The organism is Salinicola lusitanus (genome assembly GCF_038648475.1).
Classification (GTDB): Bacteria; Pseudomonadota; Gammaproteobacteria; order Pseudomonadales; family Halomonadaceae; genus Salinicola; species Salinicola lusitanus.
Genome location: NZ_CP151919.1, coordinates 4,587,421 through 4,600,488, shown reverse-complemented (window position 1 = coordinate 4,600,488; position 13,068 = coordinate 4,587,421). Strand labels below are relative to the sequence as shown.

The window sequence follows — 13,068 nt, the reverse complement described above, 5'->3', positions numbered from 1 at the left end:
GCGTCGCGCGATGAACGGGTTCATGGTTTGGCCCGCCAGCGCGCCTGGCATGTTAGGCTGAACGTTGCGCCGCGGGGCGATCCCGCGGCGCTTTTTTATGACGGCTATCAGAGGGTGTTCACAAAACAGGCGAGCGAAGACAAGGCAAGGCGAAATTGGACGAGAAAGCGGAATTTACCGGGCGTAAATGAGTACTTTGAGGTCAATTTCAACGCCGCATTGTCGAGCGCAGCCCTTTGGTAAACACTCTCTTCGTGTCCAGACATCTCTCGGGAACCTTGCTCATGCCCAATGCGCTCCAGGCTGGCAAAGACCGCCGCGCCCTCATCCGTCGTTATCGCCCATCGGTTCGCTGGCTGGCCCTGTCGGCCGCGTCGCTGCTGCTCACGGCCTGTGCCGGTGGCGCTCAGCAGGGGGTGAAGTCCACCGCGCCGTCGGCGGGCCTGGCTGCGCTCAAGTCGCCGCTGATGCCGAGTGCCTTCTTCGCCGACGGTGGCGAGACGTTCACTGCCTGGCGCTGTACCCCATCCCAGGATCTGGTCACCACCACGCCCGATGATCGGCGACTGCGGTTGTGGACCGCGCTGGGGGAGACCGAACTGCCGAGCGCCGTGGTGGGCGCCGGCTCCCGCTACCAGCTCGGCGGGGTGTCGTTCTGGCGCCAGGGGCGTGATGCCCGGGTCGAGAGCGATAACGGCCGGCTGGTCTGCACGCTGGCCAGCGAGCGCCAGACGACGACGCGCAAGGCGCATCCCGACACCATCTTCTACGCCAGCGGCAACGAGCCCGGCTGGAACGTCTCGCTGGATCGCAACAGCCATTCGCTGACGCTGGTGTCCGATTATGGCCAGGCTACCGATACGTTCGACTACCGGGTCGCCTCGGTGAAGAACGGAGGCGATGCGCGCATGGTGCTGGTCAGCGACAGCGGCCGATATCCCATGGAACTCGATCTTCGCGCCGGCGCCTGCTTCGATGACATGAGTGGCCAGCCGTGGCCGGTCAAGGTGACGCTGCGCTACGGGGCTCGCGAGTTCCAGGGCTGCGGGCAGGGCGTGGAAGCCAGCCGCTGAGCGACCAGCGCCATGAATGTGAGAACGAACGAAATTGTCGAAAGGTTGATGCTATTTTTAGCGGTTTTCATTTCATGAAGTGCAACGAATAATCCCTGCAACGCTTGCCGCTCATCGACGGCATCTTGGTTGGGTGTGACTTCAATAATGGAGACGGCTTCATGACACGACGTGTTCTTCTCATCACCAGTTCCCTCTTCGGCGAGGCTGGCCAGTCCCGAGCGCTGGCGGCATCGTTCAAGGCCGCCTTGCAGGGGCGGGACGTCGAGTTGACCGAGCGCAACGTGGTGGAGCAGCCGCTGCCCCACCTGACCGGTGCCGAAATGACGAGCTGGATGACCGATCCCTCCGAGCGCAGTGACGAGCAGCGGCAACTGGCTCAGGTGTCCGACGAACTGCTGTCCGAGGTCGATGCCTGCGATGTGCTGGTGCTGGCGGTGCCGCTCTACAATCTGGGCATTCCGAGTCAGCTCAAGTCATGGTTCGATCGTATCCTGCGCGCTGGCAAGACCTTCCAGTACACCGCCAACGGCCCGGTGGGGCTGCTGGAGGGCAAGTCGGCGCTGATTCTGGCCGCCCGCGGGGGCATGTACGCCGGCACCGAGATGGACTCGCAAACGCCACACCTCAGGCACATGCTGGGCCTGATCGGCATCAAGGAGGTCGACGCCATCTACGCCGAAGGCCTTAACATGGGCGACGATCGCAAGCATCAATCCCTGACCGAAGCCAAGCAGGCGATCGGCCACTACGTCGACTCGCATTTCTGATCGTCGGACCTCGTTCCAGCGTCGACCCGAGCCGCCCGCTACCGATGTAGCGGGCGGCTCTCGTTTCAGTCGGGCGCGGTGATCGGCTCGACCTGGGGCGAGGTGATTCGCGCCAGCAGCCGCTGCATGACGGCCCGGTCCGGACGGGCCGAACCCACGCGCTCGCTGGTCACGGGCTGCCACTGGCCGTCATCCCCGCGCTCGGCAATCGAGAAGGTGAACGGGTGGGCACCCGGCACGCCCAGGCGAATGTCGGTGGCCAGGAGCCTCTCTCTGCCCGCCTCGCGGCGGGTTTCGTAACGCAGGAACGAGCCGCTGAACCAGGCGAGGCGCTGGCCATCCCGAGTCCGCTGCGCAGCCCGTCGCCATTCATCCCCCAGTGGCCAGGGTGCCAGCGTCGGCGGGGCATCGCCGTCCAGCAGGCTGACCCAACCTTCGTAGGCCGCGCCGTCATGGATGACGGTGACGCGCCAGAGCAGGGTGGTCAGGGGGGCTGGCTGAACCAGGATGGGGTCGCCGCTCATGCCCCGTTGGGCCAGGAGAGGCGCGAGCCGTTGCTCGACGAACGCCTGGGCCGCCAGGCTGAAACCGATGTAGAGGCATGACAGCCCCAGCATCGCGGCCAGCAGCCGTTGGGTGCTGGGACGTATGGCGAACACGATCACCCCGATCAGCAGGGGAAGCGTGTAGAGCGGGTCGATGATGAACAGGGTGTGCCAACTGATCGGTCGCAGCGGCAGCGGCCACAGCAGCTGGGTGCCATAGGTCGTGAAGGCATCGAGCAACGGATGCGTCGTTAGGCAGAGGGTGAACAGCCACCACCAGTGCTGGAAGGAGGCGATCTCGCGCGTGCGCGACCAGCGTGCGGCGAGCCCGGCGAAAAGCGTCGCGATGCCGGTCAGCACGATCAGCGAGTGACTGAAGCCGCGATGCCGGGTGTAGTCGGCAACGGCGTCGCCATAATCGATCAGCACGTCGAGGTCCGGCAGGGTGCCGAGGGCGGCCCCGATCAGCAGCGCACGCCGGCCGAGTCGAGGCATGACCACGCCGCCGATGGCGGCGCCCAGGCAGGCTTGGGTAACGGAGTCCATACGATGTCCCTATCATGGGCGGTCGAGAGTGACGGCATCTGCCGAACGTCGCAGTGTGTGCGAGGTTGGCCGCCGCGTCGACTCGAACGTAACCAGCGAGGCGTCATTCACCGATCGACGGCGGTGGTCTACCATGGGATGGTCCAACTCACTGACGAATCAGGAACAAATCCATGGAATACCTGCATACGATGGTTCGCGTCGCCGATCTCGACGCGTCGCTGCACTTCTATTGCGACTTGCTGGGCCTGCAGGAGGTGTCACGCAAGGAGAGCGAGAAGGGGCGTTTCACACTGGTTTTCCTGGCCACGCCCAATGACACGCCACGCGCCAAGGCCGAGCAGTCGCCGATGGTCGAGCTGACCTACAACTGGGATCCGGAAACCTACACCGGCGGTCGCAATTTCGGCCACCTGGCCTATCGGGTCGACGATATCTACGCCCTCTGCGAAAAGCTGCAGGCGGGTGGCGTGACCATCAATCGGCCGCCGCGGGACGGACACATGGCTTTCGTGCGCTCTCCCGACGGCATTTCGATCGAACTGCTCCAGAAGGGCGAGGCGCAGGCACCGAAGGAGCCGTGGGCTTCGATGGAAAACACCGGTAGCTGGTGACGCCGTGAATCGCTCGACGCGTATCTTTCTCGGCTGGCTGCTGCTGGTGGCGATCGCTGCCAGCAGCGGCATCCTCGCCCCACCCGGCGAGTGGTATGCGGCGCTGGCCAAGCCGCCCCTGACGCCACCGGATTGGCTGTTTCCGATGGCCTGGACGCTGCTCTACCTGATGATGGCGGTCGCGGCGACGAAAGTGACGCTGGCGGTGCCCCAGGGTGGACGTTGGTCCGCCTTGGCACCGTTCGTGCTGCAACTGGTCGCCAACGGCGTGTGGTCGTGGCTGTTTTTCGCCGCCCACTGGATGCTGATCGGTCTGCTCGACCTGCTGCTGCTGTGGGGGCTGATCGTATGGACGATCGTGACGTTCTCGCGCCATTCACGCTTCGCGGCCGGCTTGCTGGTGCCCTATTTGATATGGGTGAGCTTCGCCGCCTATCTCAACGCGGGCGTACTGATACTCAACGCGCCATGGGACTGATATCGCGCCGTCCCGTGGCCGCCATCGATCGGCGTTATCTCGACAGACCCCTGGAGCCGTCACCATGACCCAGCCGACACGACCGCTGCCTGCCGATATCGAGGCCGCGATGCGCCGCGAGGCGGCCGGGCTCGAGCGGCTGGATCGAGAGGTCTATCACCACTACGATCGTGACCCTCTGGCGCCGATCGTCGGTTTGGGGCCCAGAGAAGCCAAGCTGGCCATCTTCGGCCGCGATCCCGGCAGGAAAGAGGTCGAGATGGGGCAGCCGTTCGTCGGCGCCGGAGGGCAGAAGGTTCGCGACGCGCTCTATCGACATCGCCACGGACGAGCGTTGCCGGATTTCGAATCCTCGCTGGAGGTGGGGGAGGATCTGTTCTGGATCAATACCGTCCCCTACAAGCCGCTGGGCAACAAGGCCTGGCCAATGGCGGTGAAGCGGCGCTTCCAGCCGCTGATAGCGGCACTGCTGGCGCAGCAGTGGTCTGGCGATCAGGTGATCACACTCGGACGGGAAGCCTTCCTGTGGTTCGGTATCGGCCAATCGCGCGAGGTGCGCGATGGGCTGGAGGCTTTCTGGGCCCGCGAGGATCGTTTTACCGCGACCTGTGTCACGGCGCTGACGCTACCGACCGGCGGAACCCGCCACTTCACCCTCGCACCGCTTCCGCACCCCTCGCCGCTCAACCAGCGCTGGTTCAAGCGCTTTCCCGAGCTGCTGGACCGGCGGCTGTCGGCGCTCGGGGCCTGACCGGCTTGGCTAGTCCGGGCGGGCCGCCATACGCCCACTCCCCAGGAACATGATCGCCAGGGCGCCGAACAGGAACATGCCCTGCAGCTCCAGCGTCCATCCCCCCTGGCTATTGAGCGTCCACAGTTGCGACATGTGGACCAGTATCAGTGCCACGATCATGTTGACCGCCATCAGCAACCCGCCAATCCGCGCTTGCCAGCCGACGATCGCCATCAGCGGGGCGACGATCTCGCCGACCAGAACGCCGTAGGCGACGAAGGAGGGGAGGCCCATGCCCGATAGCTGATGGGCAATCCCGTTGAGACTGGTCGGATCCATCAGCTTGCTGATGCCATGCAGCAGTATCAGGACGCCAACGCACAGGCGCAGCAGAAGCTTGCCCAGATCATCGTTTTGCAGGAAGCGCATAGGGAGTTCCGTATTGTCCAAGGTTCCAGTGCCTTATTGGCGCGCATAGGCTAACAGAACTTGCGCTGGATTCGTGGCGCGGGGATATTGGTATCTTTTTGTAAGCGATGGACTACGTTGGCGATGGCGATTCTGACAATGTCCTCTGTCGTCGAAAACGGTGATACTTGTGCCGATTCTTCGGTGAGGGGGGAGCATCGGCCCGCCGGGCCGGGGTTTTTTCTGGCGCTGGCCCGAGCAAAGTGCTCGTAGAAGGGTCCTACCCAAACACAACAACGAGTCGTAAATGCGGAGCCAGTTCTTCTCCCTTTGGCGGAAATGCACCGAAGCGCCCGATTCCCTCCCGGCGGAGCGTCGGAGAAGTTTCGAGATCATGGCCGAGATCTATCTGCTGGCACTATGTGCGCAGTCGATGATCGCGCCTGTGCTGTTTCTCGTCGGCCGCCCGGTCCTCGGTTGGCTCAATCTGGCCTGTCTTGCCGGTTACGTGGTGGCACTGGTGCTGCATCGTCGCCTGTTCGTGGCGACCGCGCTGGCGGTCAAGCTGGGCGCGTTTCTCGTTTTCGTCATTGTCGGTGCCGTCGTCACCGCCAACCAGGCCAGTCTGATCTACTTTCTCCTGTTTGCCGAAGTCGAAATGATGCTTGCCGACCTTCGTCGTCGCACCAAGATCATCGCGACCGGCTGCCTCGTCACGTTTTCTCTTGGTGTCCTCCATCTGCCCCCGTTGCCTGGCGCACCCCGTCAGGCTTCCGGCATCGACATGTTTCTTGCCGAACTGGGTCTGGGGCTGGTCTTCACCATGCTATGCATCGTGATTCTGCGCATGCTGGCGATCACCGACTACCACGAGCATCGCTATCGGCGTGACGCCATGCATGACTCGCTGACGCGGGTGCTCAATCGGCGTGCGATCTTCGAACGGGCCTCCCTCTACTGGAAGACCCATCGCGAGTTTGCCTTGGTGCTAGTGGATGCCGACCGCTTCAAGGAGATCAACGATAACCATGGACACTCTGCCGGCGACGCCGTTCTGCGCCATTTGGCCACCCTGCTGCGGGAGACGCTGCGCAGTGACGACAGCGTCGGGCGGGTCGGCGGGGAGGAGTTCCTGATCCTGTTGCCCGGTGCCGGCAAGCGCCAGGGCATCGAAGCCGCCACGCGCATGCGCAATCGACTGGCGCGCAATCCCTGCCGACTCGACAGTATCGAGCTGCCAGTCACGCTATCGATGGGAATCGCCACTGCCGACGAGGCCCTGCATCTGCGGGAACTGATCGAACTGGCCGATCGGCGACTCTATGCCGCCAAGTCCGCCGGGCGAGATCAAGTGGTGGCCGAGGGGCATGCCGGCGCCGCGACGTCGCGAAACTCGCAGCGCCTCGCCCAGGGGGTCGAGCGGGCGCTGGAGACGGACCGCGTCTGAAGGGAATCGCCGCCGCAGCGCCGGAGGGAAGCGCTTCGTTCCAACCGCGGGCCGGTGAGCGGTCAGTGGGGCAGTGGCAGGCGTGACAGCCCGCGCTGGACGAGCGTCGTCACGCTGGTCGCCACCGGCGTGCACAGGACCCAGGGCAGAGCAAGCAGCGCGATGCTGAGCGCGCCCATGTAGACATCGCTGAACCAGTGCGCGCCGACCATGATCCTGGGGGCGCTCAGCAGCATCACGAAGGCCACGCTCCAGCCGGCCGTGCGGCGATCGGCAAAGCGCAGCATGAATCCGGCGAAGATCATCAACATCAGCCCATGGTCGCCGGGGAAACTGTTCGACGCCGAATCCTTGGTGGGGATCGAGACGATATCCGTCAGGTGGGCGGCATGTTCGAAGAAGCGTGTCGGGCTGGGATGCCCGTAGGTGATCGCCTTGTTGGTGACCACCGCGATGATGCCGGCGGTCAGCAGCATCGTCACGCCGATGCCGAACCAGCGACGCACCCGGTCGGGTCGCGGATCGCGGCGCATGGCGATGGCAAACAGTACGCCCATGACGCCGAACGACGCGGCATCGAAGAAGCGCGTGTTGAGCAGCGCCAGCGTATCGTTCCAGAGTCCGTTCTCGGGGGTGATCCACTGGTTGAAAGCCCAGAAGATTTTGTCGTCCAGGTCGGTCCAGGGTAGCCCGTGGGGTAGTGCCCAACTCAGCAGCAGCGCGAGGCCGGTCAGGTTGAAGGCGATGATGCGTTTGAGATCTATCCGCGTCGGTGTCATGACCAACTCCTTGTTAGTGGCTCGGGCGAAGGCGCCGATAGAGGGTGTCGAATGCCGCTGCCATGGCGCCGATCAGCCGCACGATCCAGGCGTTGCAAAGTACCCAGGGCAGGACCACCAGGGCGATCGCCAGCGATCCCAGGTAGACATCGCTGACCCAGTGCGCGCCGACCATGATTCGCGGCAGCGTGACCAGGCCCGTCAGGGTGACGGCCAGCGCTGCCGTCAGCCGGTCGGCGAAGCGCAGCATGAAGCTGGCGAAGACCATCGCCATCAGCCCGTGATCGCTCGGGAAGCTGTCGGATGCCGAATCCTTGGCGTGGAGCGAGGTGTAATCGCTCAGGAGGTTGACCTGGCCGTGCCACAACGTCGGGCTGGGGCGCACCATCAGCAGGTGCTCGTGCAATAGCGCACCGAGCGTCGCGGCAACGGCGGACATGACCAGGCCAATGGCCAGCCACTTCGGCCACCCGCCGTTGCGGTCGCGAAGCATGGCCATGCACAGAATCCCCAGCAACACGCCGAACAGGATCTTGTCGAACGCGCGGGTGTTGAGAACCGCCAGGAGTTCCGTCCAGTGGGGGTAGACGGGGCCTATGAACTGGTTGAAGAAGAAAAACACGTCGTCGTCCAGCCGGGTCCAGAACAGTACGGTCGGGAGCCACCAACTGATGACCAGCACGAGGGCGAGCAGGTTGTAGAAGAGGATTCGGCGAATATCCATGACGAAGGCTCGGTGTGACTTTTCGCCATTATAATTTAAGCCATACATAAGGAACAGTGTTTCTAAACTGGTCCCGACTCGCCGCCGCTCTTTCCATCGGCTTGAACGAAAAGACGCCGGCCCCTGGGTAGGGCCGGCGCCTGACTCGCGCGAGGTAGAACGTGCCTAGCCGTCGAGTTCGGCGATCTTGTTGCGCTGCTCGACCAGGTGCTGGCGCGCCGCCAGATACTCCTTGAGCTTGCCGCGCTCCTTCTCGACCACTGCCTCGGGTGCCTTGGCGGTGAAGCTCTCGTTGCCGAGTTTCTTCTCGATGCCGACGATCAGCTTGTCCTGCTTGTCGATCTCCTTGGCCAGCCGCTGCATTTCGGCCTCCTTGTCGATCAGGTCGGCCATCGGTACCAGCACTTCCATGTCGCCCACCAATTGGGTGGCGGACAGGGGCGCCTCGGCCGGATCGTCGAGCCAGGTCACGCTCTCCAGCTTGGCCAGCTTGGCCAGGAACAGCCGGTTGGCGGCGAGGCGCTCGCGGTCGCCGGCGACGCCCTTGGTCAACAGCGCATCCAGCGGCTTGCCGGGGGCGATGTTCATCTCGGCGCGGATGTTGCGCACCGCGACGATCACCCCCTTGAGCCACTCGATGTCGCGAATGGACTGCTCGTCGATGCGCGAGGGGTCCGCCTCCGGCCACGGCTGGATCATCAGGCTCGTCGCTTCCGCGGCGGATGCCGTGCCCGCCAGGGGCGCCACGCGCTGCCAGATCTCTTCGCTGATGAACGGCATCATCGGATGCGCCAGGCGCAGAATCACCTCGAGCACACGTACCAGGGTGCGGCGGGTGCCGCGCTTGGCCTCCGCCGAGGCGTTCTCGTCCCACAGTACCGGCTTGGAGAGCTCCAGATACCAGTCGCAGTACTCGTTCCAGACGAAGTCGTAGAGCGCCTGGGAGGCGTGGTCGAAACGATACTCTTCCAGCGCTCTGGTGACCTGCGCTTCGGTCTGCTGCAGACGGGAGATGATCCAGCGATCCGCCAGCGACAGCGCCACGCTCTCGCCGCCGAGGCCGACATCCTGGTCCTCGGCGTTCATCAGTACGTAACGGGAGGCGTTCCACAGCTTGTTGCAGAAGTTGCGGTAGCCGTCGAGGCGGCCCATGTCGAACTTGATGTCGCGACCGGTGGTGGCCAGCGACAGGAAGGTGTAGCGCAGGGCATCGGTGCCGTGGGCCTCGATGCCCTCCGGGAATTCGGCTCGGGTGGCCTTCTCGATGGCGCGAGCCTTCTGCGGCTGCATCATGTTGCCGGTGCGCTTGGCCACCAGTGTCTCGAGGTCGATGCCGTCGATCAGATCGATGGGATCGAGCACGTTGCCCTTGGACTTGGACATCTTCTGGCCCTGGCTGTCGCGCACCAGGCCGTGGACATAGACGGTCTTGAACGGCACCTGGCCGGTGAAGTGGCCGGTCAGCATGATCATCCGGGCGACCCAGAAGAAGATGATGTCGAAGCCGGTCACCAGTACGCTGGTGGAGTGGAAGGTCTCGAGCTCCGGCGTCTTCTCGGGCCAGCCCAGGGTGCCGAAGGTCCACAGCCCGGAACTGAACCAGGTGTCGAGCACATCGTCGTCCTGGGTCAGGGTCACCCCGTCGGCGATGGCGTACTTCTCGCGGGCCTCCTGCTCGGTGCGGGCGACGAAGATGTTGCCCTCGGCGTCGTACCAGGCGGGAATGCGGTGGCCCCACCACAGCTGGCGGGAGATGCACCAGTCCTGCAGGTCGCGCATCCAGGCGAAGTACATGTTCTCGTAGTTCTTGGGCACGAACTCGATGTCGCCGTTCTCCACCGCTTCGATGGCCGGCTTGGCCAGCTTCTCGACGGCGACGAACCACTGGTCCGTCAGCAGCGGCTCGATCACATCGCCGGAACGGTCGCCGTAGGGCAGGGTGTTGGTGACCGTCTCGATCTGCTCGAGCAGCCCGGCGGCTTCCATGTCGGCGACGATGCGCTCTCGTGCGACGTAGCGATCCAGCCCCGCGTAGGCGGCAGGCAGCGTGACGTCGACGTCCGGCAGCGGACGTCCTTGCAGGTCGAACGCCTCGGCGCGTTCGAGAATGGTCGCGTCCTGCGAGAAGACGTTGATCAGCGCGTGGTCGTGGCGCTTGCCGACCTCGTAGTCGTTGAAGTCGTGGGCCGGGGTGATCTTGACGCAGCCCGAACCCTTCTCCATGTCGGCGTGCTCGTCGGCGATCACCGGGATGCGGCGGCCGACCAGCGGCAGTTCGATGTACTTGCCGATCAGCGACGCATAGCGCGGATCTTCCGGATTGACCGCCACGCCGGTGTCACCCAGCAGCGTCTCCGGACGGGTGGTGGCGACGACCAGGTAGTCCCTGCCGTCGGCGGTGGTGACGCCGTCGGCCAGCGGATAGCGGAAGTGCCAGAACTGGCCCTGCTGCTCGCGGTTCTCCACCTCCAGATCGGAGATCGCGGTATGCAGGGTCGGGTCCCAGTTGACCAGGCGCTTGCCGCGATAGATCAGGCCCTCGTCGAACAGCTTGACGAAGACCTCCTGCACCGCCTTGTAGAAGCCGTCGTCCATGGTGAAGCGTTCGCGGCTCCAGTCGACACTGGCGCCCATGCGGCGCAACTGGCGGGTGATATGGCCGCCGGACTCTTCCTTCCATTCCCAGATCTTGTCGATGAACGCCTCGCGCCCCAGGTCGTGACGCGTCTGACCGGTCTCCGCGGCCAGCTTGCGCTCCACCAGCATCTGGGTGGCGATGCCGGCGTGATCCGTTCCCACCTGCCACAGGGTGTTGTTGCCGCGCATGCGCTTCCAGCGCACCAGCGTGTCCATGATCGTGTCCTGGAAGGCGTGGCCCATGTGCAGGCTGCCGGTCACGTTGGGCGGCGGGATCATGATCGAGAACGGCTCGCCCTGACCGCTCGGGGCGAAACGGTTGTTGGTTTCCCAGCTCTCGTACCAGCGGGTTTCGATCTGATCGGGTTGGTAGGTCTTGTCCATGGCGGCTATATCGGGCTCGGCAATCGGTGTCGATGGCAGTCGCCGCGCCTCGGCTCCCGGGCCGGGATTGCAGGATCCCGGAGCTGGATCGAGGCGTGGCGTCGCGAAAATGGCGGGGATTATAACGCTTGAGCAAGGGTGGCGTCAGGGAGCCGCTTTATTTAGCAACAAAACTCAATCTCCCTGCTCTCGGGACGATAAAGCCGCTTCGTCATACGACTTTAGTCGTATGTGATGGCTGGATAGATGACAGGGAGCATTCGATAGTACATGAACCAGGCAACGGAATATCAGGCTGCAGCGGGCGGCATCGAACGAGAGGCGGGCAGGAGTGACGTCGCACCGCCGGCCGATGGCACGACGCGAAGGGGCGTGTCGCTGCGCCGGCAGCGATGGATCGGCATCGCCGTACTATGGCTGATCCTGATCGCGATGCTGGTCACCAATGCGTTGCAGATGCGTAGTGCGCTGATCGAGGAGCGCGAGAAGCGCATGATGACCGCAGTGGAGATGTCGGTGTCATTGATGGCGCATTACCGGCAGCGCGTCGAACGCGGCGAGATCAGTGACGCCGAGGCACAGGCGCAGGCGTTCGACGCCATTCGGGAGATCCGATTCGAGGGCGGTGACAACTACATCTACGTCTTCGGTGACGATCTGCATATCCGTGCCCATCCCAAGCGTGAGCAGGGCCAGGACGTGTCCAAGGCGACGGACCCCACCGGCAAGCTGATCTTCGTCGATATGATCCAGGCGGCGCGGGCCAGCGGTCAGGGCTTCGTCGACTATCGCTCCAACTTCGCCCGTGGCGCGTCGGCGCAGCCACGCGTTCACTCGTTCGTGGAAGCCTTCAAACCCTGGGGCGTCTACGCGGCCAGTGGTGTCTTCATGGGCGACGTCGACGCTCATGTCATGGCGCAACTGCTGCGTTCGGCACTCGTCAGCCTCGTTGCCGGCGCTCTGGTGACGATCGCTTTCTGGTTCATGATCGCTCGGGTGCTGCGCCGTCTCGGTGGCGAGCCGGCCTACACCGCCGGCGTGGTGGAGCGTATCGCCGGAGGCGATCTGGGTGTCGATATCGCGTTGGATCGTCGGTACGCGCACAGCCTGCTGGGAGATATCCAGCGCATGCGGGATCGCCTGCGAGCGGCCGTGGGGAATATCCAGGCGTCGAGTCTGGACGTTGGCCAGGGCGCCGAGGAGATCGCGGCCGGCAATCAGGAGCTGGCATCGCGCACCGAGGAGCAGGCCGCGGCGCTCCAGCAGACCTCGACCAGCATGGAGGAGATGACCGCGACGACCCGTCACAGCGCTGATAACGCCAAGCGTGCCCGTGCGCTGGTAGAGCTGACCGGAGAGACCTCGCAGACCGGCCAGCGGGCGATTCTCGGCGCGGTGGAGTCGATGCAGGAGATCCGCCAAGGCGCCAGTCAGATCACCGAGATCATCGGCCTGATCGACAACATCGCATTCCAGACCAACATCCTGGCACTGAATGCGTCGGTTGAGGCGGCTCGTGCCGGTGAGCATGGACGCGGTTTCGCGGTGGTGGCCGGTGAGGTGAGGCAGCTGGCCAACCGCTCGGCGACGGCCGCGCAGGATATCAAGCGGTTGATCGAGACCTCCAGCGCGCAGGTGGCCACCGGCGCAACGCGAGTCAACGATGCCAAGGCGCAGATGCAGGAAATCGACGGCCAGATCCGCGAGATCGACACGCTGTTCGACCAGATCGCCAATGCGGCACTGGAGCAGACCGGTGGTATCGAGCAGATCAACGACGCCGTATCCCAGCTAGACCAGACCACTCAGCAGAACGCCGCGCTGGTCGAGCAGACCTCGAGCATGGCGGATGCCCTGCGGGAGCGATCGGTAGCACTGCGCGAGGCGATTCGGATCTTCAAGCTGTAGATCACATCCTCTTCGTGAGGCC

General features: G+C 64.2%; 12 protein-coding genes. 7 read left to right on the top strand and 5 right to left on the bottom strand.

Annotated features, from left to right (window positions below; all coding sequences use genetic code 11):
• Positions 1–284 precede the first annotated feature (284 nt).
• Positions 285–1,073 (top strand): C-type lysozyme, inhibitor, encoded by a 789-nt coding sequence (locus AAGT95_RS20795; protein WP_110598555.1) that lies wholly within the window; start codon positions 285–287, stop codon positions 1,071–1,073.
• 161 nt (positions 1,074–1,234) lie between these two features.
• Entirely contained in the window at positions 1,235–1,843 is a 609-nt protein-coding gene (locus AAGT95_RS20790) for an FMN-dependent NADH-azoreductase (RefSeq protein WP_110598554.1), read from the top strand.
• A 65-nt stretch (positions 1,844–1,908) separates the two neighbouring features.
• On the opposite strand, the gene AAGT95_RS20785 is transcribed toward AAGT95_RS20790, so the two are convergent.
• The gene (locus AAGT95_RS20785) at positions 1,909–2,934 is read right to left on the bottom strand and encodes a metal-dependent hydrolase (protein WP_110598553.1); all 1,026 of its coding nucleotides are present in this window, start codon (positions 2,932–2,934) and stop codon (positions 1,909–1,911) included.
• Positions 2,935–3,107: 173 nt separating this feature from the next.
• Between AAGT95_RS20785 and AAGT95_RS20780 the strand changes: the two genes are divergently transcribed.
• From AAGT95_RS20780 to AAGT95_RS20770, 3 genes are all read left to right on the top strand, one after another.
• Complete coding sequence (locus tag AAGT95_RS20780; RefSeq protein ID WP_110598552.1) at positions 3,108–3,548, top strand: VOC family protein; 441 nt, start codon at positions 3,108–3,110, stop codon at positions 3,546–3,548.
• Positions 3,549–3,552: 4 nt separating this feature from the next.
• Entirely contained in the window at positions 3,553–4,026 is a 474-nt protein-coding gene (locus AAGT95_RS20775) for a TspO/MBR family protein (protein WP_110598551.1), read from the top strand.
• Between the two features lie 64 nt (positions 4,027–4,090).
• The gene (locus AAGT95_RS20770; RefSeq protein ID WP_110598550.1) at positions 4,091–4,777 is read left to right on the top strand and encodes a uracil-DNA glycosylase family protein; all 687 of its coding nucleotides are present in this window, start codon (positions 4,091–4,093) and stop codon (positions 4,775–4,777) included.
• 9 nt (positions 4,778–4,786) lie between these two features.
• Here the strand turns inward: AAGT95_RS20770 and AAGT95_RS20765 are convergent, their stop codons facing one another.
• Positions 4,787–5,188 carry a DoxX family protein gene (locus tag AAGT95_RS20765; protein WP_110598549.1) on the bottom strand — a complete coding sequence of 134 codons (402 nt, stop codon included), beginning with the start codon at positions 5,186–5,188 and terminating at the stop codon, positions 4,787–4,789.
• 373 nt (positions 5,189–5,561) lie between these two features.
• Here AAGT95_RS20765 and AAGT95_RS20760 point away from each other — a divergent pair, with 373 nt between their 5' ends.
• Positions 5,562–6,614 carry a GGDEF domain-containing protein gene (locus tag AAGT95_RS20760; RefSeq protein ID WP_157958183.1) on the top strand — a complete coding sequence of 351 codons (1,053 nt, stop codon included), beginning with the start codon at positions 5,562–5,564 and terminating at the stop codon, positions 6,612–6,614.
• Between the two features lie 62 nt (positions 6,615–6,676).
• Here AAGT95_RS20760 and AAGT95_RS20755 read toward each other — a convergent pair whose 3' ends face one another.
• The 3 genes from AAGT95_RS20755 to AAGT95_RS20745 form a co-directional block, all read right to left on the bottom strand.
• Complete coding sequence (locus AAGT95_RS20755; protein ID WP_240612297.1) at positions 6,677–7,393, bottom strand: phosphatase PAP2 family protein; 717 nt, start codon at positions 7,391–7,393, stop codon at positions 6,677–6,679.
• A 13-nt stretch (positions 7,394–7,406) separates the two neighbouring features.
• On the bottom strand, positions 7,407–8,117 hold the full coding sequence (locus AAGT95_RS20750; RefSeq protein ID WP_157958353.1) for a phosphatase PAP2 family protein: 711 nt from the start codon (positions 8,115–8,117) through the stop codon (positions 7,407–7,409).
• Positions 8,118–8,282: 165 nt separating this feature from the next.
• Positions 8,283–11,138 (bottom strand): valine--tRNA ligase, encoded by a 2,856-nt coding sequence (locus AAGT95_RS20745; protein WP_110598546.1) that lies wholly within the window; start codon positions 11,136–11,138, stop codon positions 8,283–8,285.
• Positions 11,139–11,408: 270 nt separating this feature from the next.
• On the opposite strand from AAGT95_RS20745, the gene AAGT95_RS20740 reads away from it, so the two are divergent.
• Positions 11,409–13,046, top strand: a complete 1,638-nt coding sequence (locus tag AAGT95_RS20740) for a methyl-accepting chemotaxis protein (protein WP_110598545.1) — start codon at positions 11,409–11,411, stop codon at positions 13,044–13,046.
• Positions 13,047–13,068: the final 22 nt, after the last annotated feature.

What these genes read in the sequence shown, in the direction of transcription:
- AAGT95_RS20795 (WP_110598555.1), top strand. Translation starts at nt 285, where the DNA reads ATGCCCAATGCGCTCCAGGCTGGCAAAGACCGCCGCGCCCTCATCCGT.
- AAGT95_RS20780 (WP_110598552.1), top strand. Translation starts at nt 3,108, where the DNA reads ATGGAATACCTGCATACGATGGTTCGCGTCGCCGATCTCGACGCGTCG.
- AAGT95_RS20765 (WP_110598549.1), bottom strand. Translation starts at nt 5,188, where the DNA reads ATGCGCTTCCTGCAAAACGATGATCTGGGCAAGCTTCTGCTGCGCCTG.
- AAGT95_RS20750 (WP_157958353.1), bottom strand. Translation starts at nt 8,117, where the DNA reads ATGGATATTCGCCGAATCCTCTTCTACAACCTGCTCGCCCTCGTGCTG.
- AAGT95_RS20755 (WP_240612297.1), bottom strand. Translation starts at nt 7,393, where the DNA reads ATGACACCGACGCGGATAGATCTCAAACGCATCATCGCCTTCAACCTG.
- AAGT95_RS20770 (WP_110598550.1), top strand. Translation starts at nt 4,091, where the DNA reads ATGACCCAGCCGACACGACCGCTGCCTGCCGATATCGAGGCCGCGATG.
- AAGT95_RS20745 (WP_110598546.1), bottom strand. Translation starts at nt 11,138, where the DNA reads ATGGACAAGACCTACCAACCCGATCAGATCGAAACCCGCTGGTACGAG.
- AAGT95_RS20740 (WP_110598545.1), top strand. Translation starts at nt 11,409, where the DNA reads ATGAACCAGGCAACGGAATATCAGGCTGCAGCGGGCGGCATCGAACGA.
- AAGT95_RS20760 (WP_157958183.1), top strand. Translation starts at nt 5,562, where the DNA reads ATGGCCGAGATCTATCTGCTGGCACTATGTGCGCAGTCGATGATCGCG.
- AAGT95_RS20785 (WP_110598553.1), bottom strand. Translation starts at nt 2,934, where the DNA reads ATGGACTCCGTTACCCAAGCCTGCCTGGGCGCCGCCATCGGCGGCGTG.
- AAGT95_RS20790 (WP_110598554.1), top strand. Translation starts at nt 1,235, where the DNA reads ATGACACGACGTGTTCTTCTCATCACCAGTTCCCTCTTCGGCGAGGCT.